The 26,682-nt window shown below is 68.4% G+C and carries 26 protein-coding genes, 1 tRNA gene and 1 pseudogene; 15 read left to right on the top strand and 13 right to left on the bottom strand.

Annotation, left to right across the window (positions count from 1 at the left end):
- Nucleotides 1-56: 56 nt before the first annotated feature.
- The 3 genes from ACZ5ZX_RS04000 to ACZ5ZX_RS03990 form a co-directional block, all read right to left on the bottom strand.
- The gene (locus ACZ5ZX_RS04000; protein WP_465500544.1) at nucleotides 57-908 is read right to left on the bottom strand and encodes a hypothetical protein; all 852 of its coding nucleotides are present in this window, start codon (nucleotides 906-908) and stop codon (nucleotides 57-59) included.
- Nucleotides 909-918: 10 nt separating this feature from the next.
- Entirely contained in the window at nucleotides 919-1,413 is a 495-nt protein-coding gene (locus ACZ5ZX_RS03995; protein WP_465500543.1) for a SigE family RNA polymerase sigma factor, read from the bottom strand.
- Nucleotides 1,414-1,613: 200 nt separating this feature from the next.
- Nucleotides 1,614-1,686: transfer RNA gene (locus ACZ5ZX_RS03990), tRNA-Lys, on the bottom strand.
- A gap of 99 nt (nucleotides 1,687-1,785) precedes the next feature.
- Between ACZ5ZX_RS03990 and ACZ5ZX_RS03985 the strand changes: the two genes are divergently transcribed.
- The 3 genes from ACZ5ZX_RS03985 (at nucleotide 1,786) to ACZ5ZX_RS03975 (ending at nucleotide 4,802) form a co-directional block, all read left to right on the top strand.
- Nucleotides 1,786-2,325: a DinB family protein gene (locus ACZ5ZX_RS03985; RefSeq protein ID WP_465500542.1), complete on the top strand. Its 540-nt coding sequence runs from the start codon at nucleotides 1,786-1,788 to the stop codon at nucleotides 2,323-2,325.
- 25 nt (nucleotides 2,326-2,350) lie between these two features.
- Complete coding sequence (locus ACZ5ZX_RS03980) at nucleotides 2,351-3,724, top strand: nitrosuccinate lyase (RefSeq protein WP_465500541.1); 1,374 nt, start codon at nucleotides 2,351-2,353, stop codon at nucleotides 3,722-3,724.
- Between the two features lie 82 nt (nucleotides 3,725-3,806).
- Nucleotides 3,807-4,802, top strand: coding sequence for an SCO0930 family lipoprotein (locus ACZ5ZX_RS03975; RefSeq protein WP_465500540.1), 996 nt, complete (start codon nucleotides 3,807-3,809; stop codon nucleotides 4,800-4,802).
- Nucleotides 4,803-4,814: 12 nt separating this feature from the next.
- Here the strand turns inward: ACZ5ZX_RS03975 and ACZ5ZX_RS03970 are convergent, their stop codons facing one another.
- Nucleotides 4,815-5,411, bottom strand: coding sequence for a DUF4383 domain-containing protein (locus ACZ5ZX_RS03970; RefSeq protein WP_465500539.1), 597 nt, complete (start codon nucleotides 5,409-5,411; stop codon nucleotides 4,815-4,817).
- A 197-nt stretch (nucleotides 5,412-5,608) separates the two neighbouring features.
- Here ACZ5ZX_RS03970 and ACZ5ZX_RS03965 point away from each other — a divergent pair, with 197 nt between their 5' ends.
- Complete coding sequence (locus tag ACZ5ZX_RS03965; RefSeq protein WP_465500538.1) at nucleotides 5,609-6,517, top strand: serine hydrolase; 909 nt, start codon at nucleotides 5,609-5,611, stop codon at nucleotides 6,515-6,517.
- A 66-nt stretch (nucleotides 6,518-6,583) separates the two neighbouring features.
- Nucleotides 6,584-7,426 carry an oxygenase MpaB family protein gene (locus ACZ5ZX_RS03960; protein WP_465500537.1) on the top strand — a complete coding sequence of 281 codons (843 nt, stop codon included), beginning with the start codon at nucleotides 6,584-6,586 and terminating at the stop codon, nucleotides 7,424-7,426.
- Nucleotides 7,427-7,765: 339 nt separating this feature from the next.
- On the opposite strand, the gene ACZ5ZX_RS03955 is transcribed toward ACZ5ZX_RS03960, so the two are convergent.
- The gene (locus ACZ5ZX_RS03955) at nucleotides 7,766-8,983 is read right to left on the bottom strand and encodes an alpha/beta hydrolase (RefSeq protein ID WP_465500536.1); all 1,218 of its coding nucleotides are present in this window, start codon (nucleotides 8,981-8,983) and stop codon (nucleotides 7,766-7,768) included.
- Between the two features lie 135 nt (nucleotides 8,984-9,118).
- On the bottom strand, nucleotides 9,119-10,066 hold the full coding sequence (locus tag ACZ5ZX_RS03950) for an alpha/beta hydrolase (protein ID WP_465500535.1): 948 nt from the start codon (nucleotides 10,064-10,066) through the stop codon (nucleotides 9,119-9,121).
- A gap of 144 nt (nucleotides 10,067-10,210) precedes the next feature.
- On the opposite strand from ACZ5ZX_RS03950, the gene ACZ5ZX_RS03945 reads away from it, so the two are divergent.
- From ACZ5ZX_RS03945 to ACZ5ZX_RS03925, 5 genes are all read left to right on the top strand, one after another.
- Nucleotides 10,211-10,678, top strand: a complete 468-nt coding sequence (locus ACZ5ZX_RS03945) for a MarR family winged helix-turn-helix transcriptional regulator (RefSeq protein ID WP_465500534.1) — start codon at nucleotides 10,211-10,213, stop codon at nucleotides 10,676-10,678.
- A 27-nt stretch (nucleotides 10,679-10,705) separates the two neighbouring features.
- A complete protein-coding gene (locus ACZ5ZX_RS03940) occupies nucleotides 10,706-11,554 on the top strand; it encodes an SAM-dependent methyltransferase (protein ID WP_465500533.1) in 849 nt (282 codons plus the stop codon).
- 114 nt (nucleotides 11,555-11,668) lie between these two features.
- The gene (locus ACZ5ZX_RS03935; protein WP_465500532.1) at nucleotides 11,669-12,205 is read left to right on the top strand and encodes a PadR family transcriptional regulator; all 537 of its coding nucleotides are present in this window, start codon (nucleotides 11,669-11,671) and stop codon (nucleotides 12,203-12,205) included.
- A gap of 9 nt (nucleotides 12,206-12,214) precedes the next feature.
- The gene (locus ACZ5ZX_RS03930; RefSeq protein WP_465500531.1) at nucleotides 12,215-14,233 is read left to right on the top strand and encodes an oxidoreductase; all 2,019 of its coding nucleotides are present in this window, start codon (nucleotides 12,215-12,217) and stop codon (nucleotides 14,231-14,233) included.
- A gap of 48 nt (nucleotides 14,234-14,281) precedes the next feature.
- On the top strand, nucleotides 14,282-15,235 hold the full coding sequence (locus ACZ5ZX_RS03925) for a prephenate dehydrogenase (RefSeq protein WP_465501036.1): 954 nt from the start codon (nucleotides 14,282-14,284) through the stop codon (nucleotides 15,233-15,235).
- Nucleotides 15,236-15,303: 68 nt separating this feature from the next.
- On the opposite strand, the gene ACZ5ZX_RS03920 is transcribed toward ACZ5ZX_RS03925, so the two are convergent.
- On the bottom strand, nucleotides 15,304-15,540 hold the full coding sequence (locus ACZ5ZX_RS03920; protein WP_465500530.1) for an antitoxin: 237 nt from the start codon (nucleotides 15,538-15,540) through the stop codon (nucleotides 15,304-15,306).
- Nucleotides 15,541-15,603: 63 nt separating this feature from the next.
- Nucleotides 15,604-16,536 carry a TauD/TfdA dioxygenase family protein gene (locus ACZ5ZX_RS03915; RefSeq protein WP_465500529.1) on the bottom strand — a complete coding sequence of 311 codons (933 nt, stop codon included), beginning with the start codon at nucleotides 16,534-16,536 and terminating at the stop codon, nucleotides 15,604-15,606.
- Nucleotides 16,537-17,083: 547 nt separating this feature from the next.
- Here ACZ5ZX_RS03915 and ACZ5ZX_RS03910 point away from each other — a divergent pair.
- The 4 genes and pseudogenes from ACZ5ZX_RS03910 (at nucleotide 17,084) to ACZ5ZX_RS03895 (ending at nucleotide 19,882) form a co-directional block, all read left to right on the top strand.
- Nucleotides 17,084-17,599 carry a hypothetical protein gene (locus ACZ5ZX_RS03910; RefSeq protein WP_465500528.1) on the top strand — a complete coding sequence of 172 codons (516 nt, stop codon included), beginning with the start codon at nucleotides 17,084-17,086 and terminating at the stop codon, nucleotides 17,597-17,599.
- Between the two features lie 181 nt (nucleotides 17,600-17,780).
- A pseudogene (locus tag ACZ5ZX_RS03905) lies at nucleotides 17,781-17,975 on the top strand (DUF397 domain-containing protein); the annotation flags it as partial.
- Between the two features lie 55 nt (nucleotides 17,976-18,030).
- Nucleotides 18,031-18,912, top strand: a complete 882-nt coding sequence (locus tag ACZ5ZX_RS03900; protein WP_465500527.1) for a helix-turn-helix domain-containing protein — start codon at nucleotides 18,031-18,033, stop codon at nucleotides 18,910-18,912.
- 64 nt (nucleotides 18,913-18,976) lie between these two features.
- On the top strand, nucleotides 18,977-19,882 hold the full coding sequence (locus ACZ5ZX_RS03895; RefSeq protein ID WP_465500526.1) for an SAM-dependent methyltransferase: 906 nt from the start codon (nucleotides 18,977-18,979) through the stop codon (nucleotides 19,880-19,882).
- Here the strand turns inward: ACZ5ZX_RS03895 and ACZ5ZX_RS03890 are convergent.
- Both ACZ5ZX_RS03890 and ACZ5ZX_RS03885 read right to left on the bottom strand, forming a co-directional pair.
- Nucleotides 19,879-20,217: a hypothetical protein gene (locus tag ACZ5ZX_RS03890; RefSeq protein WP_465500525.1), complete on the bottom strand. Its 339-nt coding sequence runs from the start codon at nucleotides 20,215-20,217 to the stop codon at nucleotides 19,879-19,881. The genes ACZ5ZX_RS03895 and ACZ5ZX_RS03890 overlap by 4 nt on opposite strands.
- 76 nt (nucleotides 20,218-20,293) lie before the next feature.
- Entirely contained in the window at nucleotides 20,294-22,261 is a 1,968-nt protein-coding gene (locus ACZ5ZX_RS03885; RefSeq protein ID WP_465500524.1) for an FUSC family protein, read from the bottom strand.
- A gap of 49 nt (nucleotides 22,262-22,310) precedes the next feature.
- Here ACZ5ZX_RS03885 and ACZ5ZX_RS03880 point away from each other — a divergent pair, with 49 nt between their 5' ends.
- Nucleotides 22,311-22,751, top strand: coding sequence for an SRPBCC family protein (locus ACZ5ZX_RS03880; RefSeq protein ID WP_465500523.1), 441 nt, complete (start codon nucleotides 22,311-22,313; stop codon nucleotides 22,749-22,751).
- 146 nt (nucleotides 22,752-22,897) lie between these two features.
- On the opposite strand, the gene ACZ5ZX_RS03875 is transcribed toward ACZ5ZX_RS03880, so the two are convergent.
- The 3 genes from ACZ5ZX_RS03875 to ACZ5ZX_RS03865 form a co-directional block, all read right to left on the bottom strand.
- On the bottom strand, nucleotides 22,898-25,426 hold the full coding sequence (locus ACZ5ZX_RS03875; RefSeq protein WP_465501035.1) for a CHAT domain-containing protein: 2,529 nt from the start codon (nucleotides 25,424-25,426) through the stop codon (nucleotides 22,898-22,900).
- Between the two features lie 111 nt (nucleotides 25,427-25,537).
- A complete protein-coding gene (locus tag ACZ5ZX_RS03870; protein ID WP_465500522.1) occupies nucleotides 25,538-26,017 on the bottom strand; it encodes a carboxypeptidase regulatory-like domain-containing protein in 480 nt (159 codons plus the stop codon).
- Nucleotides 26,014-26,619, bottom strand: coding sequence for an RNA polymerase sigma factor (locus ACZ5ZX_RS03865; protein WP_007030724.1), 606 nt, complete (start codon nucleotides 26,617-26,619; stop codon nucleotides 26,014-26,016). The genes ACZ5ZX_RS03870 and ACZ5ZX_RS03865 overlap by 4 nt, the downstream gene beginning before the upstream one ends.
- Between the last annotated feature and the right edge of the window lie 63 nt (nucleotides 26,620-26,682).

Genomic DNA, 26,682 nt, shown 5'->3' with positions numbered 1-26,682 from the left:
AAGCCCGCCGCCCCGGCACCCTGCCGGGCCGGCGGGCTTCGCCGTCCACAATGGACTTACGGATAGAGAGTCATCCCGGGGTCGAGCGCGATCTCGGCCAGCTGCTCCAAGGTGAGAGGCGGCGCCGGGCTGGCCGGTTTCCGGTCGCGTTTGGCGTCGACGGCGTTCGCGGCGTCGAGGATCACCCCGATCTTGTCCGCGCGGGCGACCTCGACCCGATGGACCGACGGCCCACCACCTTTCCGGGTCAAGGTGGTCGCCACGATGACCTCCCCCTTCGGCCCGAACGACCGATGACACACCTGGTCCATGCCCTCCGGGGCCTGGTCCACACAGTCGGCGGGCATGTTCAGGCGGCCGCCCAGCCGTCCCAGCGTCACTTGGACGCTCCCCTTCTCACCCGACCGGACCGTCGTCGTCCCCGCGAGGAACTCGTCCTCTCCACCACTGCACGCGCCACCGCCGCCGTTGGTCACCGGCCTCGCCCAATGGACGACCTGCAGCGGCCCACGCCCGGGGTCGCCCTCGGGATAGTTCGCCGCACTGGGGGCCAGCGTCGTACCCGCCGCCAGCCGGGCGTTCACCGCGGCGGTCAGCACCCCGGTGAGCCGCGCTGTCGCCTCGGCCGGTTTCTCCGTCGGCACCGGGCCCATCAGGGCGGGAATCTTGCAGGGTTCCGGCAGTTCCGGCACCGAGGACGACCCCGCCGCCGGACTCACCGCCCCCGGCGAACCAGGCGCGAGGACGAAGGCCGCCCCCACGGCGACCGCGGCCACCCCCGCGGCCGTCACCACCCACGGGTTCGGCCGGAGCCAGGCCGTCTTCCGTTCCCGTGCCACGATCGCGTCGACGTCCACAGTGGACGGAGGAGCCGCACCGATGATCTCGTCGATCCGTTCCTTGGTCATCTCGTCTCCTTCAGCTCAGGGTGGTTTCGGCCAGCCGCGCACGCAACGTGTCGAGGCCCCGCGCGGTCTGGCTCTTCACCGTTCCCGCCGAACAGCCGAGAATCGCGGCCGTCTCCTCGACCGAGAGATCGCAGTAGATGCGCAGCACGACAGCGGCGCGGCGCCCCGGTGGCAGGGCTTCGAGCAGGGTGAACAGCTGCGCCCTGTCGAGCACTCGCGAGTTCAGCTCCACCGCCGGTTCGGGCAGATCCCCCGACAACTCCTCACGCCGCCACGACCTGCCACGCTCACTGAGCCAGGTACGCACCAGGATCCGGCGCACATACGCGTCGAGATACTCGACGCCACTCGCCCGCTTCCAATGCCGATAGAGCTTGGCGATCGTCATCGACACCAGATCGTCCGCGAGATGCCAGTCGTGGCAAAGCAGATAACCCGTCCGTCGCCACCCCTCCAGCCGAGACGTGACGTACTCCCGGTACGCCGTTTCTTCGGACCGCTTCACCCAGGCCTCCCGTGGTTTTCGCTCACACCCTCTACAACCGGCGGTTCGCGCACCGGGGTTGCCCGGCCGGGAGGGGCTTATGACTCAGGTCACAGCGGGAGCGGTGCCAAGGGGGACCGCCCTGGGGGGTGCTGGATAAACGTCCGTCCCCAAAGCCGGGGAGATGATCTTGGTCGCGACACGTGGACCAGGCGAAAGAGTGGGCCGCCTGGGGCTCGAACCCAGAACCTACGGATTAAAAGTCCGCAGCTCTACCAATTGAGCTAACGGCCCGTGCGGCTGAGTCTAGTAGACCGCCGTCGACCACCAGGATGGCGGGGCGGCAGCTCCGGCGCCACGGAATTGTCGGGGGTGTCTGCCATGGTCGGGGGCATGGACACGATCCCCGAGGAGAACTACTCGGTCGACTGGTCCGGAGAGAGGCCGGAGGTGTCGCGCACGGCGAGTGAGCGGCAGATCTTGACCTCCCTCCTCGACTGGCACCGCCGCACCTTCGAGCTGAAGTGCCAGGGTCTGACGCCGGAGCAGCTGGCCCTGCGGTCCACGGAGCCGTCGACCTTGTCGCTGCACGGGCTGCTCAGGCATCTCACCGGCACCGAGCGCTGGTGGTTCCGCATCCAGTTCGCGGGCGAGGACGTCCCCCTGCTCTATTACTCCGACGAGCGGCCCGAGCAGGACTTCGACGACACCGACGGTGACATCGAGGCCGCGTGGGCGGTGTGGCGCGAAGAGTGCGCGCGGTCCAGGGAGATCGTCGCGGGGGCCTCGCTCGACGACACGGGCGAGAGGCGCCGCGACGGTGAGCCGTTCTCGCTGCGGTGGCTGCTGGTCAACCACATCGCCGAGTACGCGCGCCACAACGGTCATGCCGATCTGCTGCGCGAGCGCATCGACGGGAGGACAGGCCGCTGATGGACGGGGGTGCGATGCTGGGCCGATGAACGCCGATCCCGATTCCGGCCTCCTCTCCCCGGTCCGCGCGGGCACGCCCGCCGAGGCGGCGACGGGGGATCTCGCCTGGGTGCGGGCCCTGCTCGACACCGAGGCCGCGCTCGCCAGGGCGCAGGCGCGCACGGGGCTGATCCCGGCGGCCGCCGCGGACGCGATCACCGAAGCGGCCGCGTCGGCCGAGATCGACGTGGTCGCGTTGGCGAGGGCGGCGCGTGAGACGGCGAATCCGGTCGTGGGGCTGATCAAGGAACTGACCGCTGCCGCCGGTTCGGAGTACGTCCATCGCGGTTCGACCAGTCAGGACATCTTCGACACGGCGATGATGCTGGTCGCCGCGCGGACGCGCGAACTCATCACGGCCGACCTCGAGGCGACGGCGGAGGCACTACGCGAACTCGCCCGCGAGCATCGCGACACGATCATGCCGGGTCGCACCCTCACCGCCCATGCCGTTCCGACGACCTTCGGGCTCAAGGCGGCGGGATGGCGTCAGCTGACGCTCGACGCGCTCGACAGGCTGAACCGCGTCGTCCTGCCGGTCTCGCTCGGCGGAGCGGCCGGGACGCGGGCCGCGTACGCCGAGTACGCGCGCCTCGCCGAGTTGCCCGACGGCTATCCGCAGCGGCTGCAGACGGCCTTCGCCGAGGAAACCGGGCTCGCCGAGACCACGCTCCCCTGGCACACCCTTCGCACCCCGACGGCCGACCTCGCGGCCGCGCTCTCGTTCACCGCCGCCGCGCTCGGGAAGATCGCGGTCGACGTCCAGTTCTTGACGCGTACCGAGGTCGGCGAGGTCAGCGAACCCGCGGGTGAGGGCCGCGGCGGTTCTTCGGCGATGCCGCACAAACGCAATCCGGTGCTGGCGACGCTGATCCGGTCGGCCGCGCTCCAGGTGCCGGTGCTGGCCACCGGCGTCACCCAGGCCCTGATCTCCGAGGACGAACGGTCCGCGGGCGCGTGGCACGCCGAGTGGCAGCTGCTGCGCGAATGCCTGCGCCTGACCGGCGGCGCCGCGCACACCGCGGCCGAACTCGCGCGCGGCCTGGTCGTCGACGACGGCCGCATGCGCGAGAACCTCGGCCTCACGCACGGCCAGATCGTTTCCGAACGGCTTTCGACCGTTCTCGCTCCGCTGCTGGGCAAGGCGCGGGCCAAGGACGTCCTCGGTCAGGCGGCCAAACTCGCCCTGGAGCAGGATCGGCCACTCGGTGCGGTTCTTTCCGACCTGCCGGAGATAACCGGAGTCCTTCCCCCGGAATCCCTCGCCGACCTGCTGGATCCCGCGAACTACACCGGCTCGGCCGCCGCGCTGACGGACGCCGCGCTGGAAGTCCGCGAAGAAAATCCGGGAACTTCTTGAACCGGTCCCATGAGGGGTCCGTGTAGGGGATACAAGCTCACCGCGCCAAGCCGCGGAACCCCTACGAACAAGGAGAAATCCCATGCTTCGCAAGCGTTTCGTCGTCGCGACGGCGTCTGCGGCCGCGGGCCTGGCGCTGCTGTCGGCCTGCTCGGGTGGCAACGAGGCCACTTCGCCCGCCGTCGCGCCGGCCGCCGCAGTGGCCGGGGCGGGCGGGAACGCCCCCGCGGCCAAGGGTGAGACCAAGGTGGCCGTGGCCGAAGCCGGTGAGCTCGGCCAGGTGCTCGTCGACAAGGACGGGTTCACCTTGTACCGCTTCGACAAGGACAGCGCGAAACCGCCGAAGTCCAATTGCGACGGTGACTGCGCGAAGGCATGGCCGCCGGTACTCGCCGAGGGCGACGTGCAGATCGAAGGCGTGGACCAGGCACTGGTCGGCGAACTGACCCGCGCCGACGGCCGCAAGCAGGTCACCGTCGGAGGCTGGGCGCTCTACCGCTACGCCAAGGACGCCAAGGCGGGCGAGACGAAGGGGCAGGGCGTCGGAAGCACCTGGTACGCCGCGAACGCCAAGGGCGGCAAGGCCGGGCAGGCGGCCAAGGAAGCGCCGGCCGAGCAGAAGGCCGACGGCGCCACGAAACTGGTCGCGAGCAACGTCGACGGCATCGGACCGGCCATTGTGGACAAGGACGGCTTCACCCTCTACATGTTCACCAAGGACAAGAAGAACAAGCAGCCGACCTGCAACGGTGACTGCGCGAAGGCATGGCCGCCGGTGCTCGCCGAGGGCGACGTCCAGCTCGAAGGCATCGACTCCAAGCTGCTCGGCACCGTGAAGCGCGCGGACGGCACCACGCAGGTCACCGTCGGCGGCTGGGCCGTCTACCGCTACGCCAAGGACGCCAACCCGGGTGAGGCGAACGGGCACGGCGTCGGCGGCACCTGGTTCGTCATCGAGCCCGCCGGTTGCAAGAGCAGCGCGCCGGTGAAGGACAAGGCGGCACAGAGCGGGAACGCCGCCCCCAAGAAGGAGGAAGGCGCTCCCGCCGAGTCCGGTGGTTCCGAGTACGGCTACTGAGCCACCGAAGACCTAGTGGGCCAGGCCCGGCGGTCGCTCTTCACGAGCGACGGTCGGGCCTTTTCCATGCTTCGGCAACCGCGAACCGTCCCGGGCGGGGTCGACGGCCGTGGCGCTGTCGGCCCGGTCCACGACCACGGTTTCCTCTTCGTCCTCCGGCAGCAGCACCTTGTGCCGGGCCGGCAGGAACGCGATCACCAGACCGAGCGCGGCGAGGCCGAGGTGCAGCCAGTTGTCCGGCCCGTTGAGGTTGAACGGATTACCCGCCGCTGAGACCGGGTTCGTCGAAACGGTCCCGGTGATCATGAGACCCCAGACGAACAGCGCCCCGAAGGCGACGAAAGTCAGGAATCCGAAGATCCGGGCTCGCCCCGAGCTGAAGGTCAGCAGCAGACCGATCAAACCCATCAGGACGAATCCGAGGTTGTAGAGCGGGTTCACCGAGAAACCGAGAACGGTCGCGTCACTGCGACCGGCGAAATCGGCGAACCCCGTCCGGGTGAAGCCCACGATCCCGAACACCAGGAAGGCCAGGCTCGCCAGCCCGGCCAGGACCTGCGCGGGCTGGAGCCCGGCCGTCCGAATACGAGCGCGTTGTGTACGTGCCATTGCTCCGCCTTCCAGAGTTGGCGACCTGAAGTCACGCTGGACGCGGGATACCCCCGGGGCCTCTCGGACAAACCGGAAAGACGCTCCTCGACGACGCCACGCGTTCAACGGGTTACAGAACCCGTGGTCAAACGAGACTCACGTCACACCAATGCCCCAATCGTGAACACGAACGGGTGAATCGGCCAACAAGTCGTGTGGGCAAGGTGAGCGGAGTCTTCCTTCTGGTGGGGCTGTGCCTGGGGGCCATCCTCGCGATGCTGCTGGTTCCGCCGTCGCGGCCCGACACGACGGTGGTCGCGGCGGCATCGGGAGCCGCAGCGATGACCGTCGAATCGGAGGTCGCCGAACCTCCGGACTCGCCGCCCTCGTCCACACCGGACCAGCCTGCTTCGGCGGAGCCCGACAAGCCGGCGACCATCGATCCGAAGAATCTCACGGCACTCGTCCCCGGCGGCCAGGTGAGCGTGGTCGTCTACGACCGCGTCGCCAAGAAGAACACGGTTTCCCTGCAGCCGGAGCGTTCCTACACCTCGGCGTCCCTGGTGAAGATCCTCATCGCGCTCGAAGCGCTCAAAGGGGGCACGCCGTCGAGCACCGTGCAGCGGATGCTGTCGGTCAGTGACGACGACATCGCCAGCAGACTGTGGTCCGAACTCGGCGGCCCCGCCATCGTCACCCGCTGGGCGGCCAAAATCGGCCTCAGGAGCACCCGTCCACCCGAGGACCCCGGCCGCTGGGGTGACACCAGGATCACCGCCGCGGACATCGCGAAGATCTACCGCTACCTGCTGGAACAGGTCAGCGCGGGCTCGCGGGCGACGATCATGCGCGCGTTGGGCGGCGCGACGGAGAGCGGCTCCGACGGGGTTCGCCAGTACTTCGGCATTCCGGACGCCGCCGGCGACCTCCCCTGGTCGGTCAAGCAGGGCTGGGCGTGCTGCCGCGGCAGCCGGATCCTCCACAGCTCCGGGGTCGTCGGCAAGGACGACCGCCACATCGTCGTCGTGCTGACGTCGCAACCGACGTCGACCACCTACACCAGCGGCGGCAGGCGTGTCACGGACGTGGTGAAAGCGCTGGTCCCGGCGCTGACCGCGGACTGACCCACTATTGACGACCTGTAAACAAGGTGGGACAGTGGCCTCACGCCACTCTCTCGGGAGGTCGTCATGAGCACCGAAGCCCGTCTGCCCGCCTTGACCCCGCTCGGCCCGGATTCCGTCGCGTGGCAGGTGGTCGGCGACCGGAGACTGCTGCTCGGCGCCGGGACGGCTCTCCTGTTGCAGGTCGCGCATCCGGTGGTCGGCGCCGGTGTCCACGACCATTCGAACTACGTCGAAGACCCCTGGGGCCGCCTCGACCGGACCGTCGATTCGTTGCTGTCACAGGTTTTCGGCGGCCGGGCGGCGATCGCGGAGGCCGAGCGGCTTCGCGAGCTGCACAAGGCGATCAAGGGCGTCGACCACCACGGCGAGCGCTATCACGCGCTGAACCCCGAGGCCTACTGGTGGGTGCACGGCTCGACGTTCTGGACGGCACTCCGCCTGCATGACGTCTTCCTGTATCCCATGCCCCACAAAGAGAAGTGCCGCTTCTACGCGGAATGGCGGCACCTCGGCCTGATCCTCGGCTTGCGCGAACACCACATGCCGGAGGATCTCGAAGGGTTCGAGGCCTACTTCGCCGATGTCGTCGCGAACCGGCTCGAAGACAATCACACGGTACGAGAACTCCTCGGCTCGCTCAGCATGCGGGACACCCCGCCACCGCCGTGGTGGTTCTTGCCGGAGGCCCTGTGGCGTCCCGTCCGCCCGGCGGGCGGGAACGTCCTGTCGTTGTGCGCGATCGGCCTGTTGCCTCAGGCTCTCCGTGACCGGCTGAGTCTGGAATGGACAGACCGGGACGAGCGTCGGCTTCGGCTGCTGGCCACCGTCACCGGGATGGCCGCGAAACCCATGCCCGACCGGATTCGCTTGCACCCCAAGGCTTATCACGCCAAACGCGGTTATTGAGAAGTAAGGCAAATATGGCGTGCTCCGACGCGGGATCGGACTGCCTGAGGGAAGCCGGGCCGCGCCCTAGCGTCCACAAGGGACACTTTTCCGAAGAAGACTGTCCGACTTGGGCAGTTTGTGCGGTTTTGCGCGGGGGTCGTGAGTGGCAATGAGGGTTCTAACCCTATTCGCCACTCACGACCCCACGCGGAACCGCACATAGCGTCATCAATCGGACACCGAGCCTCCGAAAGGTGTCCCTTGTGGACGGTCGCGCGACGCCCCCCTCGACAGGGGGCTCCTCGCTGCCGCCGGGCAGCGAGCCGCTTACGCCACGTTTGACCTACCCCTCGATAGCTACCCGACGACGTCGACCAGCGCGCCCTTCGCCCCGGTGTTGGGCAGCGGCCACGGAGTGACCCCGCCGTTGCTGACGATCTTCTTGTCCTGCGGCGCGCACGGTGGCACGGTCCGCGCGCCGATCCACGCCAGCACGTCGGGCACCTGCGCCTTGAAGGTGTTCATGTTGTGCCCGGCGTCCGGGATCCGCCACGACGAGAGCGTCGCGGGTGCGCGGACGGCCGCCTGGATCTGGTCGATCGAGAAGCTCTCGAAACTTTCCTTGTCCCCCGCGATCGCGAGGATGTCGACCGGCGACGGATGCTTCTGCAGGTTGATCGTGACCGTGTTCGCGTCGACGATGTCCTGCCTGCCCTTGAACAGGTTTTCCGTCTCCGCGTCCACCGAAGCCTTGTAGTAGCCGCTGACGCTCGCCGCCTGGCCGTACCACTGCGGATGCCTGGTCACCAGGTTCATCGCGCAGTACCCGCCCGAGGACCAGCCCGCCATCGTCCACGCCTTCCGCTGCGGGTTGGCGCCGAGCTTCTCGATCGCCCAGTCGCGGATGTCGGCGCTCAGGTAGGTGTCGTTGGCGGTGCCGTTGACCTCGTCGATGCATTCGGTGTCGTGACCGACCTTCGGTTTCCCGGTCGGATCCGGGATGACCACGAGGGTCGGGGGGAGCACGTGCTTCGCGATGGCGGCGTCGAGCTTGGCAGGCAGTTCGTAGGGACCGGTGGCCACTTCGGGGCCGGACGGGTAGTTCGGGATCCATTCGATGACCGGGAACTTGAGCGACCGGTACGCGGGATCGTAGTACTGGGGCGGGAAGTACACCGAGACGTCGCGGGTGAGGCCGGTACGCTTGCCGGTCACCGTCATGTGCACGACGGAGCCCCTGCCCTCCTTGGCGCGCATCGCTCCGGCGTCGCGCAGCTTGTCGAGATCCGCGCCGTCCTGGCCCGCGACGGCGTCGACGGTCTCCCCGGAGTACACGCCGGTACCGAACAGGGCGCCGACCGTCGGGAAGAATCCGCCGATCATGTTCCCGCCCATCCCGGCGCTGACCACGATCAGCACCACGGCGGCCAGAATCGTGGTGCTGCGCCCGATGACCTTGCGGCGCCAGCGTTCCCAGAAGAACGGCACCGCGATGATCGCGAGCAGCGTCAGCACGACGACGATGACGAGGTTCAGCGTCGAATCCAGCCGGATGGCACTCAGTCCCAGTCCCATGGCGCCCGTGTCCCTCCCCGCCGGAGCACGTCACCGCGACGCATCTCCCACATCCGGATCAAGAGACGTGCGACCACCGGAAAGTGTTGTCCAGGGTGACGCGTGTCACCCTGGACAAGGGTGTGATCCGGCCACTCAGCCTTCGAGAGCGTTCCGCAGGACCCCGATCGCCTGGTTGATCGCCGCGTCCGCGGCGTGCGTTTCGCGGAGGGTGTTGAGCATGACGAAGTCGTGGACGATGCCCTGGTACCGCACCGCCGTCACCGGGACTCCGGCCTGACGCAGTTTCGCGGCGTACGCCTCACCTTCGTCGCGCAGGACGTCGGCCTCCCCGGTGATCACCAGCGCGGGCGGCAGCCCGGACAGCTCTTCGAGGCTCGCCCGAAGCGGCGAAGCGGTGATTTCGGCGCGCTGCGCCGGGTCGGTCGTGTACTGGTCCCAGAACCACTTCATGCCGTCGAGGGCGAGGAAGTAGCCGTCGGCGAACTGACGGTAGGACTCGGTGTCGAAGTTCGCGTCGGTGACCGGGTAGAAGAGGACCTGCTGGCGGAAGGTGACGTCGCCACGCTGCTTCGCCATGAGGGTGAGCGCGGCCGTCATGTTCCCGCCGACGGAGTCACCGGCGATCGCGATCTTCGTGCTGTCGAGGCCGTTCTCGGCGCCGTGCTCGACGACCCATTTCGCCACGGCGTAGTTCTGCTCGATGGCGACCGGGTAGCGCACCTCCGGCGAGCGGTCGTACTCAGGGAAGACGACGGCCGCGCCGGTGCCGACGGCGAGTTCGCGGACCAGGCGTTCGTGGGTGTGGAAGTTCCCGAAGACCCAGCCGGCACCGTGGATGTAGACGATCACCGGCAGCGTGCCGGTGGCGCCCACCGGCCGGACGATGCGGACCTCGACGCCGTCGACCCGCGTGGTCTCGACGTCCGCGGCGGGCAGTTCGACGTCGCCGCCCTGGACTTCGTCGACGGCCTTGCGCCCTTCCTCCGGCGGCAGCTCGAAGAGGAACGGCGGGTTCGCGGTGGCCTCGACGAAGGCCTGCGCGGCCGGTTCGAGGGCCAGCTTGTGCGGGTTGGCGGTCATTTCTGCCTCCTGGGAGCCGAAGTCGGTGAACCGAATGTAGCTCGCAACTCAGTTGTGCACAACCAAAATGTGCTCAAGGAGATTTAGCCCACTCCAGTGGCGATCTGAGGCATGATCGACGCACCATGGGGACGAGGAGGACCGATGCCGACGGACAACACCGGATCGCTGTGCCTGGACGATCAGCTGTGCTTCGGGCTCTACGCGGCATCGCGGGCCGTGACCGCGCTTTACCGCGTGGTGCTCGACGATCTGGGCCTGACCTATCCGCAGTACCTGGTGATGCTCGCGCTCTGGGAGGAGGACGAGCGGCTGGTCAAGGAACTCAGCACCCTGCTGAGTCTCGACTCCGGCACACTCTCACCCCTGCTCAAGCGGCTGGAGAAGGCCGGACTGGTCCGGCGTGACCGGCAGGCCGACGACGAACGGTCCGTTCGCATCAGCCTGACCGAGGACGGCGCCCGGCTCAGGGATCGCGCGAGCGGGATCCCGAAGATCATCGGCGACGCGATGGGGCTCGACGCGGCCGGACTGGCCCGCACCCGCGCGGAGCTCGATCGCTTGACCGAATCCGTGAACGCCTACCGCGAGGCCTACGTTCCGGCCGGTTAGCATGGGATTTCCGGCGCGGACAAAGGGATGACGATGATCGATCACGACGCGGCGCTCAAGGCCGTCGAGAACAGCTTGGACCGGCCGTCCGCGGCCCGCGTCTACGACTACTTCATCGGCGGCGACACGCACTACGCCATCGACCGCAATTTCGCCGAGAAGGTGCGCGAACGTCTGCCGCTCATCGGCGAGTACTGCAAGACCAGCAGGCAGTTCCTCGGCCGCGCCGTACGGCACTGCGCGGAACTGGGCATCCGGCAGTTCGTCGACATCGGCTCCGGCCTGCCGACCGCGGGCAACGTCCACGAGATCGCCGACGAAGCGCGTCCCGAGGAGGACACGCATGTCCTCTACATCGACAACGAGCCGATCGCGCTCGCGCACTCGACACTGCTGCTCGCCGACACCGCCGACCCCGACCGCCACCACGCGATCGCCGCGGACCTGTTCGACCCCGAGGACCTCTGGGCCAGGGTGATGGACTCCGGCATCATCGACGTCCGGCAGCCCATCGCGCTGGTGATCAACGCGGTCATGCATTTCATCAAGGACGAGCAGGACCCGGACAGGCTGCTGGACTTCTACCGCGACCGGCTCGCGCCGGGCTCACTGCTGGTGCTTTCGCAGATGACCAACGAGAACCCGGCCAACGACGAGGAACGCCAGGCGCTGCTGGACCTCCTCGACTACTACGAGACCACGACGAATCCCGGTTTCCTGCGCACGATGGACGAGTTCCGGCGGTTCTTCGGCGGCTGGCCGCTGCTGGAGCCGGGCCTGGTCTACGCGCCGGCGTGGCATCCGGACGAGAACACGGTCTTCGCCGCGACGCCGTCGGAGTCGCGCGTCATCGGCGGTATCGCCCGCAAACCTTAGCTTTTCCCCGCGTGAAGGCCCCCTTCCCTCGGCTCAGCCGAGGGAAGGGGGCCTTCACGCGCATGTGACCCAGGTCCCCTTGCAGTGCAACTAGGTGCATATGAAACTAGGTGCATGGCACTGGAGCACGCGATCCTGGTTTCGCTGTCCGAGCGGTCCGGCTCGGGCTACGAGCTGACCCGCCGCTTCGAGAAGTCCATCGGACTGTGGTGGAACGCCACCCACCAGCAGATCTACCGCGTCCTCAAGCGGATGGAGGACGCTGGCTGGATCGCCGTCGACCAGGTCGCGCAGTCCGGGAAACCCGACAAAAAGGTCTACACCGTCGGCGACGCGGGCCGTGCCGAACTGGCCCGCTGGCTCGCCGAACCCGATCCCGCCGCCACGGCGCGGGAACTCGCCGTCAGGATCCGCGGCGCGACGCTCGGCGACCCCGGCGCCGTCGCCGCCGAGATCACCCGGCATCGCGACGCGCACGCGGCCCAGCTCGACGCCTACCTGCTGATCGAGAAGCGCGACTTCCCTGACCCAAGCGTCCTCAGTGGACAGTCGTTGCATCAGTTCCTCGTGCTGCGCGGAGGAATCCGAACCGAACAGGGCCATGTCGAATGGCTCGAGGAAGTCCTCCAGGCATTCCACCACGATGCGTAAGGACCAGCGATGAGCCTGTACCCGAACCTGCTGTCCCCTCTCGATCTCGGCTTCACCACCCTGCGCAACAGGGTGATCATGGGCTCGATGCACACCGGCCTCGAGGACAAGGAAGCGCATTTCCCGCAACTGGCCGAGTATTACGCCGAACGCGCCCGCGGCGGCGTCGGGCTGATCGTCACCGGCGGGTTCGCCCCGAACCGGACAGGCTGGCTCCTGCCGATGGCGTCGAAGCTCTCGACGCGCGCGGAAGCCAAGGCGCACAAGCAACTCACGGATCCGGTGCACGAGGCAGGCGGTAAGATCGCGCTGCAGATCCTGCACGCGGGCCGGTATTCCTACCATCCGCTGAGCGTTTCCGCGTCGAGCATCAAGGCGCCGATCAACCCGTTCAAGCCACGATCCCTTTCCGGGTACGGTGTGCTGCGGCAGATCCGCGCGTTCGCCGATTGTGCCTTCCTGGCAAAGGAAGCGGGCTACGACGGCGTCGAGATCATGGGTTCCGAGGGCTACTTCATCAACCAGTTCCTCGCCGAACGGACCAACAAGCGCACCGACAAATGGGGCGGCAGCGCGGAGAACCGGCGCCGGATCGCCGTCGAGATCGTCCGCCGCACCCGCGAAGCGGTCGGCGAGGACTTCATCATCATCTACCGGCTGTCCATGTTGGACCTCGTCGAAGGCGGCCAACGCTGGGAAGACGTCGTCGCGCTGGCCAAGGAGGTCGAAGAGGCGGGCGCGACGATCATCAACACCGGTATCGGCTGGCATGAGGCGCGGGTGCCGACGATCGTGACGTCGGTGCCGCGCGCGGCCTTCACGTGGGTGACCGGGAAGCTCAAACCGCACGTCGGTATCCCGGTCGTCACGTCGAACCGGATCAACATGCCGCAGGTCGCCGAGGAGGCGCTGGCGGGCGGCGACGCGGACCTGGTGTCGATGGCGCGGCCGTTCCTCGCCGACCCGGAGTGGATCCGCAAGGCCGAGACCGGGCGCGAGGACGAGATCAACACCTGCATCGCCTGCAACCAGGCCTGCCTCGACCACGCGTTCAAGCGGAAATTGGTGTCCTGCATGGTCAATCCCCGCGCGGGCCACGAGACCACGCTGACACTGGCGCCTGCCCGCAAGACCAAACACGTCGCCGTCGTCGGCGCGGGTCCCGCCGGGCTCGCGGCCGCGACCAGCCTCGCCGAACGGGGTCACGCCGTCGAACTGTTCGAGGCCGACGACGAGATCGGCGGTCAGTTCGGGATCGCGCGCAAGATCCCCGGCAAGGAGGAGTTCACGGAGACCATCCGGTACTACACGCGACGACTGGAGGTCACCGGCGTCAAGGTGCGCCTCGGCACCCGGGCGACCGCCGCCGACCTCGTCGGCGGCGGATTCGACGAGGTGGTGCTGGCCACCGGCGTGACCCCGCGCGTGCCGTCGCTTCCCGGCATCGACCACCCGAAGGTTCTGTCCTATGTGGACGTCGTCCGGCACGGGAAACCGGTCGGCGGAAAGGTCGCCGTGATCGGCGCCGGCGGGATCGGCGTGGACGTCAGCGAGTTCCTGACACACACCACCTCCCCCGCGCTCGATCTGGAGGCGTGGATGGCCGAATGGGGCGTCACCGATCCCGAGCGGGCCGCGGGCGGGCTCACCGAACGGAAGGTCGAGCCGTCACCTCGGCAGGTCTTCCTGCTGCAGCGCAAGAAGTCCGGTATCGGGGCGGGGTTGGGCAAGACCAGTGGCTGGGTGCACCGGGCGGCGTTGAAGGCCAAACGCGTCGAGCAGCTCACCGGGGTCACCTACGACCGGATCGACGACGACGGCCTGCACATCACCGTCGGTGACAAGCCGCGCGTGCTCGATGTGGACACCGTCGTCGTGTGCGCGGGGCAGGAGCCGGTGCGCGACCTCGCCGACGACCTGCGGGCGGCCGGACTGCCGGTGCATCTGATCGGCGGCGCCGACGTCGCGGCGGAACTGGACGCCAAACGGGCCATCGATCAGGGAACGCGCCTCGCCGCTGTTCTCTGACGAGGGACCGAGTAGGTGGCAGGATGAACCCTTGTGCGAGACGTATGCGTGATCGGGCTCGGGTTGATCGGCGGTTCGCTGCTGCGCGCGGCGCATTCGATCGGCCGCACCACGTTCGGGGCGACGACCTCGGAAGCTGACGCGGACGCGGCCAGCAGAGCGGGTTTCGACGTGACGACGCAGGTCGAGGCGGCACTGGGCAAGGCGGCGGAGCGGGACGCGATGATCGTGCTCGCGGTGCCGCTGCCCGCGGTCGAAGACGTGCTTCGCACCGTTTCGCGGGTGGCTGGGCACTGCGTGCTCACCGACGTCACCAGCGTGAAGGGCTCGGTGCTGGACGGCGTCCGGCGTCGCGCGCCCTACGCGAAGTTCGTCGGCGGGCATCCGATGGCCGGGACGGCGGAGTCCGGGTGGAAGGCGAGCAACCCGGCGCTGTTCCGCGGGGCCGCGTGGGTGCTCGGCGTCGAGCACGACACCGATCTGACGGCGTGGGCCGAGGTCGCCCGGCTGGTGCTGGACCTCGGGGCGCACGTCGTGCCGCTGCCCGCGGACTCGCATGACGAGACGGTCGCGCGGATCTCGCATCTGCCGCATATCTTCGCGGCCATCCTGGCCACGATCGGCGCGCAGGGCGGGCCGCTGGCGATGTCGCTGGCGGCCGGGTCCTACACGGACGGCACGCGGGTGGCCGGGTCGAGCCCGGCGCTGGTGCGGGCGATGACCGAGGGGAACCGGGACGCGCTGCTGCCGATCGTCGACGAAGCGCTCGGACGGCTGGGCGCCGCGCGAGGCTCGCTGGCCTCGACAGGCGGGCTCGCGGTCACGGTCAACGCCGGTTACGAGGGTGCGCAAGCGCTTGCGGCCAGCAAGGACGCGGACCGCGCGGGGGTTCGCATCAGCCTGACCGCCCCGGACGCCCGCGACGGCCTGATCGCCCTCGGCGAGCGCGGTGGCCGGATCACGGCGATCGACGGCGACACCGCGGTCGGCGAGGTCTCCTGACGTGTTTCGTCCTCTGAATGCGGTAGTTGCGTGTGCAAGGACCGCGTTCAGAGGTCGAAACGCGGCGGTTACTGGCCCTGGGGCGGCTGCTGCTGGTCCTGCTGAGGCGGGTTGTCCGGGGTGTCGTCGAACTTGTTGATGAAGCCCTTCGCCTTGTCGACACCGGAGTCGATCTGGGAGTCGTGGCCGGAGAACTTCGACTTGGCGAACTCCGCCGCCTTGTCCAGCCCGCCCTCGATCTTGTCGTTGTGCTCACGGAGAGCGTCGGTGGCCTTGTTCTTCAATTCATCGAAGTTGATGCCCATGGCCTCATCGTCACACAGGTACCGGTGAACCCGCCCGGACGATCACCCGTCGCGGGGACACGCTCAGAACGGCCGGTCACCCACGATGGCGACACGTTCGGCCACCCGCGCGTACGGGTGGTAGTCGTTGACGGCGTAATGCTGGGTGGCGCGGTTGTCCCAGAACGCCACCGAGCCGGGCCGCCAGGTGAAGCGCACCTGGAATTCCGGGATGTGCGCGCGGCTGAACAGGTACCGCAAGAGCCTGTCGCTCTCTTCGCGTTCGAGTCCGACGATGTGGGTCGTGAAGGCCTGGTTCACGAAGAGGGTGCGCCGTCCGGTTTCGGGATGCGTGCGGACGACCGGATGCTCGACCGGCGGAAACGCGTGCTGGTGCCGCGAGAGCGATTCCGCATCGGAGAACCGGGCGAAGCCGGGGATGAAGTCGTGCACCGCCTTCAGCCCGTCGATGCGGGCACGGACATTTTCCGGCAGGTTGTCGTAGGCGGCGGCCATGTCGGCCCACATCGTGTCGCCGCCGACCGGCGGGACCTCGATCAGCCGCAGCACCGAGCCGAGCGCCGGCGCGGGCCGGAAGGTGACGTCGACGTGCCAGATGTTCTCGAACGCGGGCATGGTCGCCGAACGGGTGAACCGGGTGGTGTCCTCGGTTTCGCCCTGGGGAATGAACGGGTTCGTCTCCAGTTCACCCCAGTGCTCGGCGAAGGCGCGCTGGTGGGCCGTGGTGATGCGCTGGTCGCGGAAGAACAGCACCTTCCACTCCAGCAGCGCGCGGTTCAACTCCGCCTGGAGGGCGGGCGTCAGCGGCTCGGCGAGGTCGACGCCGCCGATCTCGGCACCGATCACCCGGCCCAGCGGACGCAGCGCGAAAAGTTCGTAAGGGCGTTCTTCCACGCCTTCCGGCAGGCGGCGCAGTACGCGGGGCCCTTCGAGGATTCCGCCGTCGGGGACGGTCGCCGGGCGGAGGAGGACACGGTCGGGCAGTTCGATGGACATACTTGCTCCCTGGGACGCACCGTCGGATGGCTTGGCGAGGCGCTACGCGGGCGGCGAGCCCAGGCGGCCACGGCGCAGGAGCAGTGCGACGACACCTTCGCCCGCCGAGCGGATCGGCGAGAACTCCAGGATGACGGACACGTCGTCATGGTGGCGGCAGGCGGGAGAGGGGTCAACCTCGTCCACGGTCCGGGACGGCGGGTGTCGACACGATCGTGTCGACTCGGCCGGATCGTGTATCCACGGAGATGGCCTTCGCCTCTTTTGATCCCATTATCGACACCACTGTCGAATACACTCCAAAAATAGCGAGAGCGGATCCGGGAAATAGTCCACTTGAGTGGAATCAAGACATGCGCCGGATGGTCGTGAATATTCGACCAGGGGTCACCCCGAAGTACAGGATTCGACGTCGAAGCGCTCGTCTGACCAGTAAGTGCACCCGAAAGAGTTAAGTTCGAATATTCGAAAAACCAATTCACCAAAGGCTTACTCGAATCCCGCCCCCGGAGACACGGACACCATTCAAGGTGTGTAAGACTTGCACGTGGGAAATGACGAAGTGCGAATATTCGACCAACCGCACAACGGAAGCGGCGCGGTCCTCTGTTGCGAGAGGAACCGCGCCATCGTCATCCGACTTCAAACCATTCTCCGAAAGGACAACATGTCGACCCTAGCCCCCATCTGTTTCGCGGAGCCACCAGAACATGCCGATGATCACTCCACCGGGGCACCGGGCACGCCGGCCAAGTCGCGCGTGGTGGTGATCGAGTTCGCCGAATCCGGGCCGTCGCTGCGGCGTATCGAAGTCGCGGAAGTGACCTTTCCCGAAGGGGCGATCGGCCGCCGCAGGCACGGGCGTCCGAACTCCCGGATTCCCGTCTCCATGACGGTGGTCGTCCAGGTCTGCCTGCTCGCGGTGATCGTGGTCGTCGCCGTGCTCAACCCGGTGGCGGGCGCTGGGATCGCGGGGACGGTGCTCGCCGGCGTGTTCGGTCTGGCGGTCACGCGGGGGATGCGGACCAGCGAGGAAACGAAGCGCGACGAAACCCTTCCCTGACCTGCTGGCCGGGGTGGCCCGGACGCGCTCCCGGGCCACCCCGGCCAGCACCCTTCAGTAGTCTTGACCGACCACATTGGAGTGAACATGTCCCGGATCGAATCGCGCTCGGCTTGCGCATCGAATATTCGACACTCACTCTGGAATCGAATATTCGACTCGCGGGCTCTGAGGGGGAGCGATGCGGTTCTACGATTCGATGCCGTCCACGACCGGATTCGACGAGGGCGGCTGGCGCCGCTCGACCTACAGCGGCCCCAACGGGGGCACCTGTGTGGAAGTCAACTCGACCGGTCCACTCGTCGGGGTGCGCGACAGCAAGCTCGTCGTTTCACCGGTTCTGACCTTTTCCCCACCAGGCTGGCTGGCCTTTCTCGACCTCGTCCGTCAGGGCTCCATCGGTTCTTGGGCCGCCTCCCGGATATCGCGGGATGGGACGGCTGATGGGGCCGGATCAGCAGAACCACACGGACGAAACCGACCGGGTCCAACTGGGCAAGCTGCTGCGGTCCGCACGTCAGGGAGCGGGAATGACGCAGCTCGAAGCTCGGAACCTGATCGGCAAATCGCAGAGCACCATGGCGAAGATCGAGGCCGGGACGACCTCGATCTCTCGTCAGGCCCTGCAGCAGCTGATCGCCGTGTACAAGCCGGCGGCGGATGCCATCCCGACCATGTGGGCGTTGTGGGAGAAGACGAGTTCTCCGGCGCGACTCCGCCAGGGCAAGCGCATCGGCACACCGGTGTGGTTCGGGGAGGTGCTGGACAAGGAGCAACTGGCCGAGGAGCTCTGGTCGTGGACAGGGGAGCGCATCCATGGACTGCTCCAGTGCGAGTCCTACATGATCGACCAGTTCGACGGGGAGGGGCGGGGACCTGAGATCTCCCCGCGCCTGCTTCAACGCCGGAAACGGCAGCGTCTGTTCGATCAGGAAGACAAGAGCTTCGTCTTCCTGTTCAGCGAGTCCGCGCTCGACCGGCTGTGCGCCCAGACCGAGCATCCCCACGTCGTCACGGACCAGCTCAAACACATGGCCGAACTCGCCGAACGGGACAACATCACGATCCGCGTCGTGCCGTACCGCACCGTCGCCTACGTCGATTCGGACTTCATCATCCTGCGGGAGACGGACGGCGACAGTGCCTACAGCGAGTACCTCACCAACGTGCACTGGGCGAACGCGCGCGAGCTGGCGACCTACCGCGAGGCGTGGGACGCGCTGCTGTCGATTGCGGCGAGTCCCGAGAAAACCCTCGAAGACCTTCGCAGACGGTGCAAGCTTGCCGACCCGGGTGACCCCGATGGTGGATGAGCTGTCCTCCAAGTGCCGTCTATCGCTACCAGCCACCCAGCAACTACGTTCAGTGAGGGATGTCATGGTCCAGACGCGGGAGGGGATGGCTGTGGCCGAGGAGGATGTCGACGCGTATCCACCGCCGGGCATCGACATGCGGCGCCCCAGCGTCGCGAGGGTCTACGACTACTACCTCGAAGGCACGGCGTCCTGGCAGATCGACCGCAACTTCGGTGACAAAGTGCTCGGGGAGTTCCCGATGCTCCGGCCGATCGCCAAGGCCAATCGGGTGTTCCTGCACCGGGTGGTGCGTCATCTCATCAACGCCGGGGTCACCCAGTTCATCGACATCGGCGCCGGGCTGCCCACCATGCAGCACGCGCATCAGGTGGCCGACGACCTCGCGCCGGGGAAGACCAGCGTGGTGTACGTCGACTACGAACCGGTCGCCGTCTCCCATTCGCAGGGCCTGCTGGAAGAGCACGGGGACTCCACCCGCCACGCCGCGGTGCACGGGGATCTCCGCGCGCCGGACCGGCTCTGGAAGCAGGTGGCGGACACCGGCATCATCGACCTGGACAAGCCCGTGGCGATCCTGCTGATCGCGGTGCTGCACGTCCAGCAGCCCGCGTCGGCGCGCAGTGGCGACAGCGGCGATGTCGGGCCCGCTTCGGTCGCGCGTTATCGCGAACTCGCGCGGCCGGGGTCGTACTTGGCCATTTCCCACATCACCGACGAGGGCGTGCCGAGCCATTACGAGAAGCCGCTGGTCAGGCTCAAGGAGATGTACGACAACAACAGCAGCCCGGTGATCTGGCGCAAACGCGCCGAGATCGAGGCGCTGTTCGGCGACTTCGACCTCATCCCTCCTGGCCTGACTTGGACGACCGAGTGGCATCCCGAGGATGCCAGCCTGACGGAACCTGAGATCACCTTCGCCGAGCCCAGCGAATCGCTCATCCTCGGCGGCGTCGGCCGCAAGCCCTAGCGGCGCCGCTCGTAGGGGAAGCTGCCCGACCAGGCGTTCCGCTCTTCGCGCGGGCGCAGAGCTTCGGCCAGCACCCACTGTGAATGCGTCGTACCGCCCTGGCCGACCGGGCCGAGCTGGAAGGTCACCCAGCCGACCCAGTGCGCCGTCGTCGTCGCCCGCCACATCCCCAGCAGTCCGGGGACGGTGCCCGTCAGGTCCAGGCCGTCGGGGAGGCGGGTCTTCGAGGCCTCGACGGGGTAGACCAGCTTGAGGTCGACCCAGACGGGTTGGTGGGGCCGGACCATGTGCAGGTGACGCGGCCCCGGCGGCAGCGTGTCACCAGTGTCGAGCATGCTTCGATTATGCGTGAAAACTCGAACATTAGTTCGAGAGGATGCTCACCCTCCCCCGTACGGGTGGCTCTGTTCCTCAGGCGCGGCGGTGGTACGGCAGGAACCGCCGGACCAGCCGTAACGGTGCGCGTTCGACGAGATCGGGACCGCGTACGGCGTCGAAGGCGGCACCGATCTGGTCGACCACACCGGACAGTCGCTCGTTGTCGGGCATCGGCATCTCCGCCGGGTCCCGTTCCTCGCGGACGGCGGCGGCGAGTTCGGCGAGCGCGGCGGTGAGGAGGGCGATGTCGGCGTCGTCCGGAGCGGGGGCGCCGCGGCCGAGGGTGACGCCGACCTCGGTGACGGCGTCCGCGACGCGTTCGAGTCCGGCGATCACCGGCCACCAGGCGACCGCTTGCCGTCCGGCGGCGGAGGGTTCGACGACGACCTGCTGGAACGCGGTCCGCAGGTCGGCCAGCGCGCGGTAGGCGCGGCGACGGGCGCGTGAGCGTTCCAGACGCGCTTCGCCCGACGGCGCGAGCACGAGACCCTTGTCGACGTATTTCACCAGGCAATCGAGGCTGTCGGCGAGCCGTCCGCCGACCTGCGGGCGACGGCTGCCCGGCCAGAGCAGGTAGCCGAAGACGAGGACGATCGCGCAGCCCAGCACGGTGTCCACGAGCCGCGCGAGCACGATGTCCCAGCTGCCGGTGCTGGCGAGGTCCATCTGCAGGATGATCAACGGCGTCACGAACGCGCTGAGGACGCCGTAGTTGCGGACCTTGCCGACCGCGACGCCGCCCGCGAACACGGCGATCAGCAGTACCAGCAGCCAGCCCTCGCCGCCGGCGGCGAGCACGGCCGCGCCGATGCCGACACCGATCACCGTGCCGATTCCGCGCAGCACCGCGCGGCCGAACACCGAACCGAAGTCCGGTTTGAGGACGATGCCGACGGTGAGCGTGATCCAGTAGGAGCGTTCGAACGGAACGATCAGCGCGACGACCTCGGCGATCGCGACGCACAGGGTGAGGCGGAGCGCGGCGAACCAGGTGAGCGGACCGGAGATGAGCGAGGCCGCCCAGCTCCGGAGGCGTTTGTGCCACGGCTGGACCTCGCGGCGTTTCCGGTTGTCGCCCTTGCCGATCCTGGCGAGCCCGGCGTAGAGCGCGGCCAGGACCGGGTCGACGTCCTCGTCCGGCGGTGACGGCGGTTCCGGGAGCGGCTGGTTCGCGAGTACGGCGGCCGACGTCGCGATGAAGTGGTCGATCACGTCGTCCGGGGCGCGGCGGCCGGCGTTGACCATCGCGACCGACGCCTCGACGGCCGGGGTGCTGGCCGAGAGGAGGTTGAGCAGCTGGCGGTAGGTGGCGTCGCGGCCCGATAGCCAGGATCGCGCGGTGAGCAGCCTGTCGTACGCGGTGTTCATCGCGGTCGTGAGCTGGTGGCGCGCGACGCGGGAGGTGGCTTCGTCGGTCGCGGACAGCATGGCGGCGAGTTCGACGTAGACGTGCGCGACGGCGCCGCGTTCCGGGCTGGTCGCGCGGAAGGTCCAGGTGGCGAGCGCGATGAGCAGGCTCCAGGCGGCGCCGACGCAGAAGTAGCCGAGGAGGAGCTCGACGCGCAGGCCGGTCACGTGCTGGCCGGTGCCGAGCACGCAGAAGACGAACATCTGCAGCCCGGCGACCGAGGCGTTGCTGCCTGCCGCGCTGATCAGCGCGGACACGGCCGCGACCCCGACGACGACCGGGATGGAGGCGGCCGGGACGCCGCCGGTGATCAGCCCGGCGAAGTAGCCGAGGGCGGCGGCCGCGGTGGCGCCGCCGAGACGGCGGGCGCGGTAGCGGTACGGGCCCGCGGATTCGGACAGGACGGTGGGCAGGGCGCCGGTGGAGATGAGCGCGCCGACGCCGATGTCGCCGAGGGCGTAGCCGACGGCCAGCGGCACGGCCAAGGCGAGGACGGCTCTGGCGACCATGTTCCACGGGATGGGAACCGGCGTGCTGCGGAGCAGCTGCACCAGCCAATGCGGTGCGGCGATCTCGCGGCGCGTGGTGCTCACGCCCTTATCTTGACTTATCCGTCGCTTCCGGAGCGGTTATCGTCGCCACATGGGCAAGACGTACTCCTTCGAAATCAACCGGACGAGCAGCGCCTCGCCCGCTTCCCTTTTCGCGCTGGAAGCCGACGGTTCCCGGTGGTCGGAATGGGCGAAGCCGGTGGTGTTCCACTCGCGCTGGGCGCGGAAACCGGACGACGGCGAAGTGGGCGCCGTCCGGGCTGTCGGCCTGTGGCCGGTGTACCTCCACGAAGAGACGCTGGAGTACGAACAGGACCGAAAGCACGTCTACGGCTTCGCGGGCATCGCGCCGCTGAAGGACTATCGCGCCGAAGTCTCGTTCACGCCGAACGCTTCCGGTGGCACGGATCTGCGCTGGACCGGCCGGTTCACCGAGTCGCTGCCCGGCACCGGCGCCGCCGCCTGCGCCGCTTTGCGCGCCGTGGTCTCGCTACTGGCCACTCGTTTGGTGAAACACGCCGAACGCGCCTGACCCCACCCCCCGCCCTTCCCAAGGGGGGCGACCCCGAGTCCAGTCTACCGGCGATGGGCGGCGGAAAGGGCTGGTCGGCGAGGTTGTCCACAGGTGACAGTGGTTGTGGACAACTCCCCGCGGTGTCATGAAACAGCCCCGAAAGATCAGCCCGCGCCGAGACAAAGGAAGGGCCGCCGCAGCGGATCGGCGGCGGTCGCCTCGGCGAGGGCCAGAGCGGGCGAAGTCCCCGAAGCCAGCCGCCGGTGCAGGTCGGACATCGCGTCGGCGGCCGCCTTGTCGCCGACCCGCGCGATCGCGCCGATGACCGTCCGCGAGCCGCTGGCGAGCAGCGTGCCGGCGAAGCCGAGCGCCTCCTCGCCGGGCCGGATGTGACTCATCGCGAGTTCGCACGCGGCCAGCACCACCCGTTCCGGCGGATGCGCGAGCCGGGCGGTTTCGTGCGCGTACAACGGTCCGCCGACCAGTTCCAGCCGCGAGAACAACGCGTTCGCCGGTTCATGCGCGCCGTGCGCGACCAGATGCGCCATCCCGGAACCGTCCAAAGCGGACAGTACGGCCGCGCTGGTCGCGTCCTTCCCGTCGACGAGCCGGGCCCGCGGGTACACCGACCGCAGGTTCCGCACCTCACCGACCGAACCCGGCACGCCGGGCCCACCGGCGAGCAGGACCGGCCCCTTGCTGCGTCGTCCGGACGCGGTCACCCAAGCCGTCGCCGACGGCGCGATCGACACCGGATGCCCGTGCAGGGACGGCAAAGCACCCCAAGGGAGCGCGTACAGCGAACCGATCGGCACGATGATCAGCTCGCGGTTCTCCAACGTCTTCGCCAGCGACGCGGAGATCAGCTTGTCCAATTTGTCCGCTCGGCGCCGCGCGGAGCCGGTGACGACCTCGACCAGCGGCGCGGGCAGGTTGTCCGGGGCCAGCGCGTCGAGGTCCGCGTGCAGCTGCCGCGCGGTCTCGACGATCTCCCCGAGCGGACCCAGCTTCACGAGCCGGAACCGGCCGCGGTCGACGACCACCGCGTACAAGGTGTCGCGGTAACCCATCAGGCTGACCAGCACGCGGTCCCCGAGTTGCTCGACCACCTCTTCCGGCGCCGAGACCGGCCGCGGACGACCCCATTGGCTGGTGTACCACCCGAGCCGGGTCGCTTCCTGCTGCAAGCGGTCGTAGCGTTCCTCGAGACTCCCGACCGGTTCGCCGGACAGCCGCCGCGCCTGGATCGTCCCCTGCACGTGCCGCATTTCGTTGATGTGCCGGGCGAGCGCGGGGTCCTCGATGACCGGAAGCGGTTCGTAGCGGTACACCTGCGCACGCGTGCGTTCCAGCCACGCGAACAGGCTTTTCGCCCCGGCGCCGCTGCGCCTCGCCTTCTTGAGCACCAGTGTCAGCGCGAGTTTGCCCAGTTCCTCGCCGTGCGCCGCCGTCCCGCAGACGAGGTCGAGCCCGCCCATGCGGTCGCGGATCTGCCCGAGTTCCGCCAGCCCGGCCCGCGCCTGGGCGAGTGCCGACCGCGGCCGATGCGACGCCACCGCGAGTTCCGCCCGGCACAGCCGCAGCAGCATCCGGTGGTCGATCGGTGTGGTCTGCCGCGGTTTCGGCACCTGCGCCAGCAGCTCCTCCGCGGCGGCCGTCTCGTCGCGGCGGATCAGCAGCCGCACCGCGAACATCCTGGCCGCGCCCGCTTCGTCGCGCAGACCGAGTTCGGCCAGCCGGATGGCGAGATCGGCCAGCTGCCCCGGCAGTTTCGCGGACGGTTTCTTCTCCCGGTCCGCCAAGACCTTCACCGCGTCCACGCGAAGCCTGGTCAGCTCCGCGATCTCCGCCCACCGTCGGTTGCCTCGCCGCAGAAAGCTCCGACGTGCGGACGTCGCGAGCTTCTTCGCGAGAACGTGGTCGCCCTCCAGGATCGCTGCCCCGGCTCGCGCGACCTCCGCTTCGGCGACGACATGGAACGCGCCGTTGCCGCGAAGTTCGGGGATCGCTTCGTCGAGATGCCGCGCCGCCTCCTCCGCGAGCCCGGCGGTGAGCAGGGCCTTCGCCTGGTCGAGCCGGACGAGCGGCAACGAGCCGGGTCCGTCGGTGACGAAGATCGAGGCCGCCTGCTCGTAGTGCCGGAGCGCTTCGGGGATGTCGCCGAGCAACTGGGCGTGATCACCCAGGTTGTGCCGGATCTTCCCTTCGAGACGGCGATGCCCGTGCTTGACCGCGATGTCCAGCGCGCCGATCAGATCCTTGTAGGCGCCATCGGGATTGCTCATCTGCAGGTGCAGCCACGCCCGGTTCATCATGTTCCGGGTCAGGAGCAGGCTGTGGTCTTCCATCTCGTCGACCAGGCTGGGAAGTACCACGTCGTAGAGCGCGAGCGCTTCCTCCAGCCGCCCGATCCGCATCAGGACCACGGCACGCTGCAGGACGACGGTGAACCGGAGCAAACGCCGGGTTCCGCCTTCCGGCAAGGAAAGCCGCACGTGCTCCGCCTCTTCCAGCCGAGCGAATCCGTCCTCTTGGGACAGGACCTCGGCCTCGGCCGCGGCGAGGCTGATCAGCACCCTGACCCTGATCTCCAGCCGTTCCGGCCCGGCGCCTTCCACCGGCCCGAGACAGGACAAAGCGCGCTGCAACAGCCTGATCGCGGCACCCGGGCCGTGGTCGGCGGCGGCGGCCATCGCCTGACGATGGAGGTCCGCGGCCTCGGCTACGGGGTCGGCGACGGGAAGCTGCGCGGGCACACGCACTATGGGAGCACACCCGCGCCGCATAACGGAACAGCCGTCCGGTTAGAGCACCACTGTCGGGGTCACGACGGTCCGTCGGCAGGTCACGTCACCGAGGTGGATCACGATCTGCGTGGTCCCTTGGGGAACGTTGTCCAGCACGAATCGGCCGCCCTCGTCGGCGGTGGTGGAACTCGTGCCGTGCTCGGCGACGCGCACCTCCACCCCGTACTCGCCGGCGGGCACGAGCCAGCCGTCGATCCGGTGCTTCTTGCCGATCTTGGTCAGGTTGATCATCACGGTCAGGTCGCTGACGGTGAAGGTGATCGTTCCGGTGTCGCTCCCGCGAACGCCTGCCGTGGCGTCCATCCGTTCCCAGCGGGCGACCTCGACGTCGAGGTTTTCGAGTGCGAGCGCGAACTGAACCCGCTGCACCAGATCTCCCGGTGGCGGGTCCATTTCGTCCATGAAGCGTCCGATATCGGCCAGCAAGGCCTCATCGCCCGGGGAGGTCATCTCCCCCGGCGTCCCGAGGTCGTTCATCGGCTTCCCCCTTCGTGGGCCAGCAGGTCGCGCATCGATTCGAGGCAACGGCCCCTGGTCGGTCCGACACTTCCGCGCGGCATGCGGAGTGCTTCGGCGACCAGTTGGTATTCGGCCCGTCCGGCGAGCACGGTCAGCCGGAGGAGCTGCTGACAGCGGTGCGGCAGGCGGAGGAAGGCGCGCCAGACCCGGCGATCCCGGTCGGCGCGGACGGCTTCCTCCTCGGGAGCCGGATGGGTGCTCTCCATGCTTTCGGCCAGCTCGTCGGTCAGCGGTACCGGCTGAGCGCGGCGGCCGAACGGGTGCTGTGCTTCGCGTCTGGTGGTGGTGATCAACCAGGCGGCGAGTGCCTTGGGGTCACGAAGTTTCTCGAGCTGGCTGAACAGGGCGAGCCACACCGTCTGGACTACGTCCTCGGCGGTCAGGCGATCGAGCCCGTTCGCACGCGCGACATGCCACACGAGCGGGGTCAGCTCGTGCACAAGTCTGTCCATCGCCTGGCGGTCACCGGCCCGCGCCGCGCGCATGCAGGCGGCGTGCAGATCGGCACCGGTCAGTCCTTCCCATGGCGGGTCTACCTCGGTCGTTTGCACGTCGGTCACCGTATCTGCCCCACTTCGGACGTGTCTTCGTGTCGGCGCTGGCAGTATCGCGGGCCCTTCGGG

The organism is Amycolatopsis sp. NPDC033938, assembly GCF_055575975.1.
The sequence above is the reverse complement of the archived record's forward strand: the minus strand, read 5'-3'. Positions and strand labels throughout refer to the sequence as shown.

Excerpts from the sequence above, each read along its gene's own strand:
- ACZ5ZX_RS04000 (WP_465500544.1), bottom strand. The coding sequence starts at position 908 with ATGACCAAGGAACGGATCGACGAGATCATCGGTGCGGCTCCTCCGTCC.
- ACZ5ZX_RS03985 (WP_465500542.1), top strand. The coding sequence starts at position 1,786 with ATGGACACGATCCCCGAGGAGAACTACTCGGTCGACTGGTCCGGAGAG.
- ACZ5ZX_RS03980 (WP_465500541.1), top strand. The coding sequence starts at position 2,351 with ATGAACGCCGATCCCGATTCCGGCCTCCTCTCCCCGGTCCGCGCGGGC.
- ACZ5ZX_RS03975 (WP_465500540.1), top strand. The coding sequence starts at position 3,807 with ATGCTTCGCAAGCGTTTCGTCGTCGCGACGGCGTCTGCGGCCGCGGGC.
- ACZ5ZX_RS03970 (WP_465500539.1), bottom strand. The coding sequence starts at position 5,411 with ATGGCACGTACACAACGCGCTCGTATTCGGACGGCCGGGCTCCAGCCC.
- ACZ5ZX_RS03960 (WP_465500537.1), top strand. The coding sequence starts at position 6,584 with ATGAGCACCGAAGCCCGTCTGCCCGCCTTGACCCCGCTCGGCCCGGAT.
- ACZ5ZX_RS03955 (WP_465500536.1), bottom strand. The coding sequence starts at position 8,983 with ATGGGACTGGGACTGAGTGCCATCCGGCTGGATTCGACGCTGAACCTC.
- ACZ5ZX_RS03950 (WP_465500535.1), bottom strand. The coding sequence starts at position 10,066 with ATGACCGCCAACCCGCACAAGCTGGCCCTCGAACCGGCCGCGCAGGCC.
- ACZ5ZX_RS03945 (WP_465500534.1), top strand. The coding sequence starts at position 10,211 with ATGCCGACGGACAACACCGGATCGCTGTGCCTGGACGATCAGCTGTGC.
- ACZ5ZX_RS03940 (WP_465500533.1), top strand. The coding sequence starts at position 10,706 with ATGACGATGATCGATCACGACGCGGCGCTCAAGGCCGTCGAGAACAGC.
- ACZ5ZX_RS03935 (WP_465500532.1), top strand. The coding sequence starts at position 11,669 with ATGGCACTGGAGCACGCGATCCTGGTTTCGCTGTCCGAGCGGTCCGGC.
- ACZ5ZX_RS03930 (WP_465500531.1), top strand. The coding sequence starts at position 12,215 with ATGAGCCTGTACCCGAACCTGCTGTCCCCTCTCGATCTCGGCTTCACC.
- ACZ5ZX_RS03920 (WP_465500530.1), bottom strand. The coding sequence starts at position 15,540 with ATGGGCATCAACTTCGATGAATTGAAGAACAAGGCCACCGACGCTCTC.
- ACZ5ZX_RS03915 (WP_465500529.1), bottom strand. The coding sequence starts at position 16,536 with ATGTCCATCGAACTGCCCGACCGTGTCCTCCTCCGCCCGGCGACCGTC.
- ACZ5ZX_RS03900 (WP_465500527.1), top strand. The coding sequence starts at position 18,031 with ATGGGACGGCTGATGGGGCCGGATCAGCAGAACCACACGGACGAAACC.
- ACZ5ZX_RS03895 (WP_465500526.1), top strand. The coding sequence starts at position 18,977 with ATGGTCCAGACGCGGGAGGGGATGGCTGTGGCCGAGGAGGATGTCGAC.
- ACZ5ZX_RS03890 (WP_465500525.1), bottom strand. The coding sequence starts at position 20,217 with ATGCTCGACACTGGTGACACGCTGCCGCCGGGGCCGCGTCACCTGCAC.
- ACZ5ZX_RS03880 (WP_465500523.1), top strand. The coding sequence starts at position 22,311 with ATGGGCAAGACGTACTCCTTCGAAATCAACCGGACGAGCAGCGCCTCG.
- ACZ5ZX_RS03875 (WP_465501035.1), bottom strand. The coding sequence starts at position 25,426 with ATGGCCGCCGCCGCCGACCACGGCCCGGGTGCCGCGATCAGGCTGTTG.
- ACZ5ZX_RS03870 (WP_465500522.1), bottom strand. The coding sequence starts at position 26,017 with ATGAACGACCTCGGGACGCCGGGGGAGATGACCTCCCCGGGCGATGAG.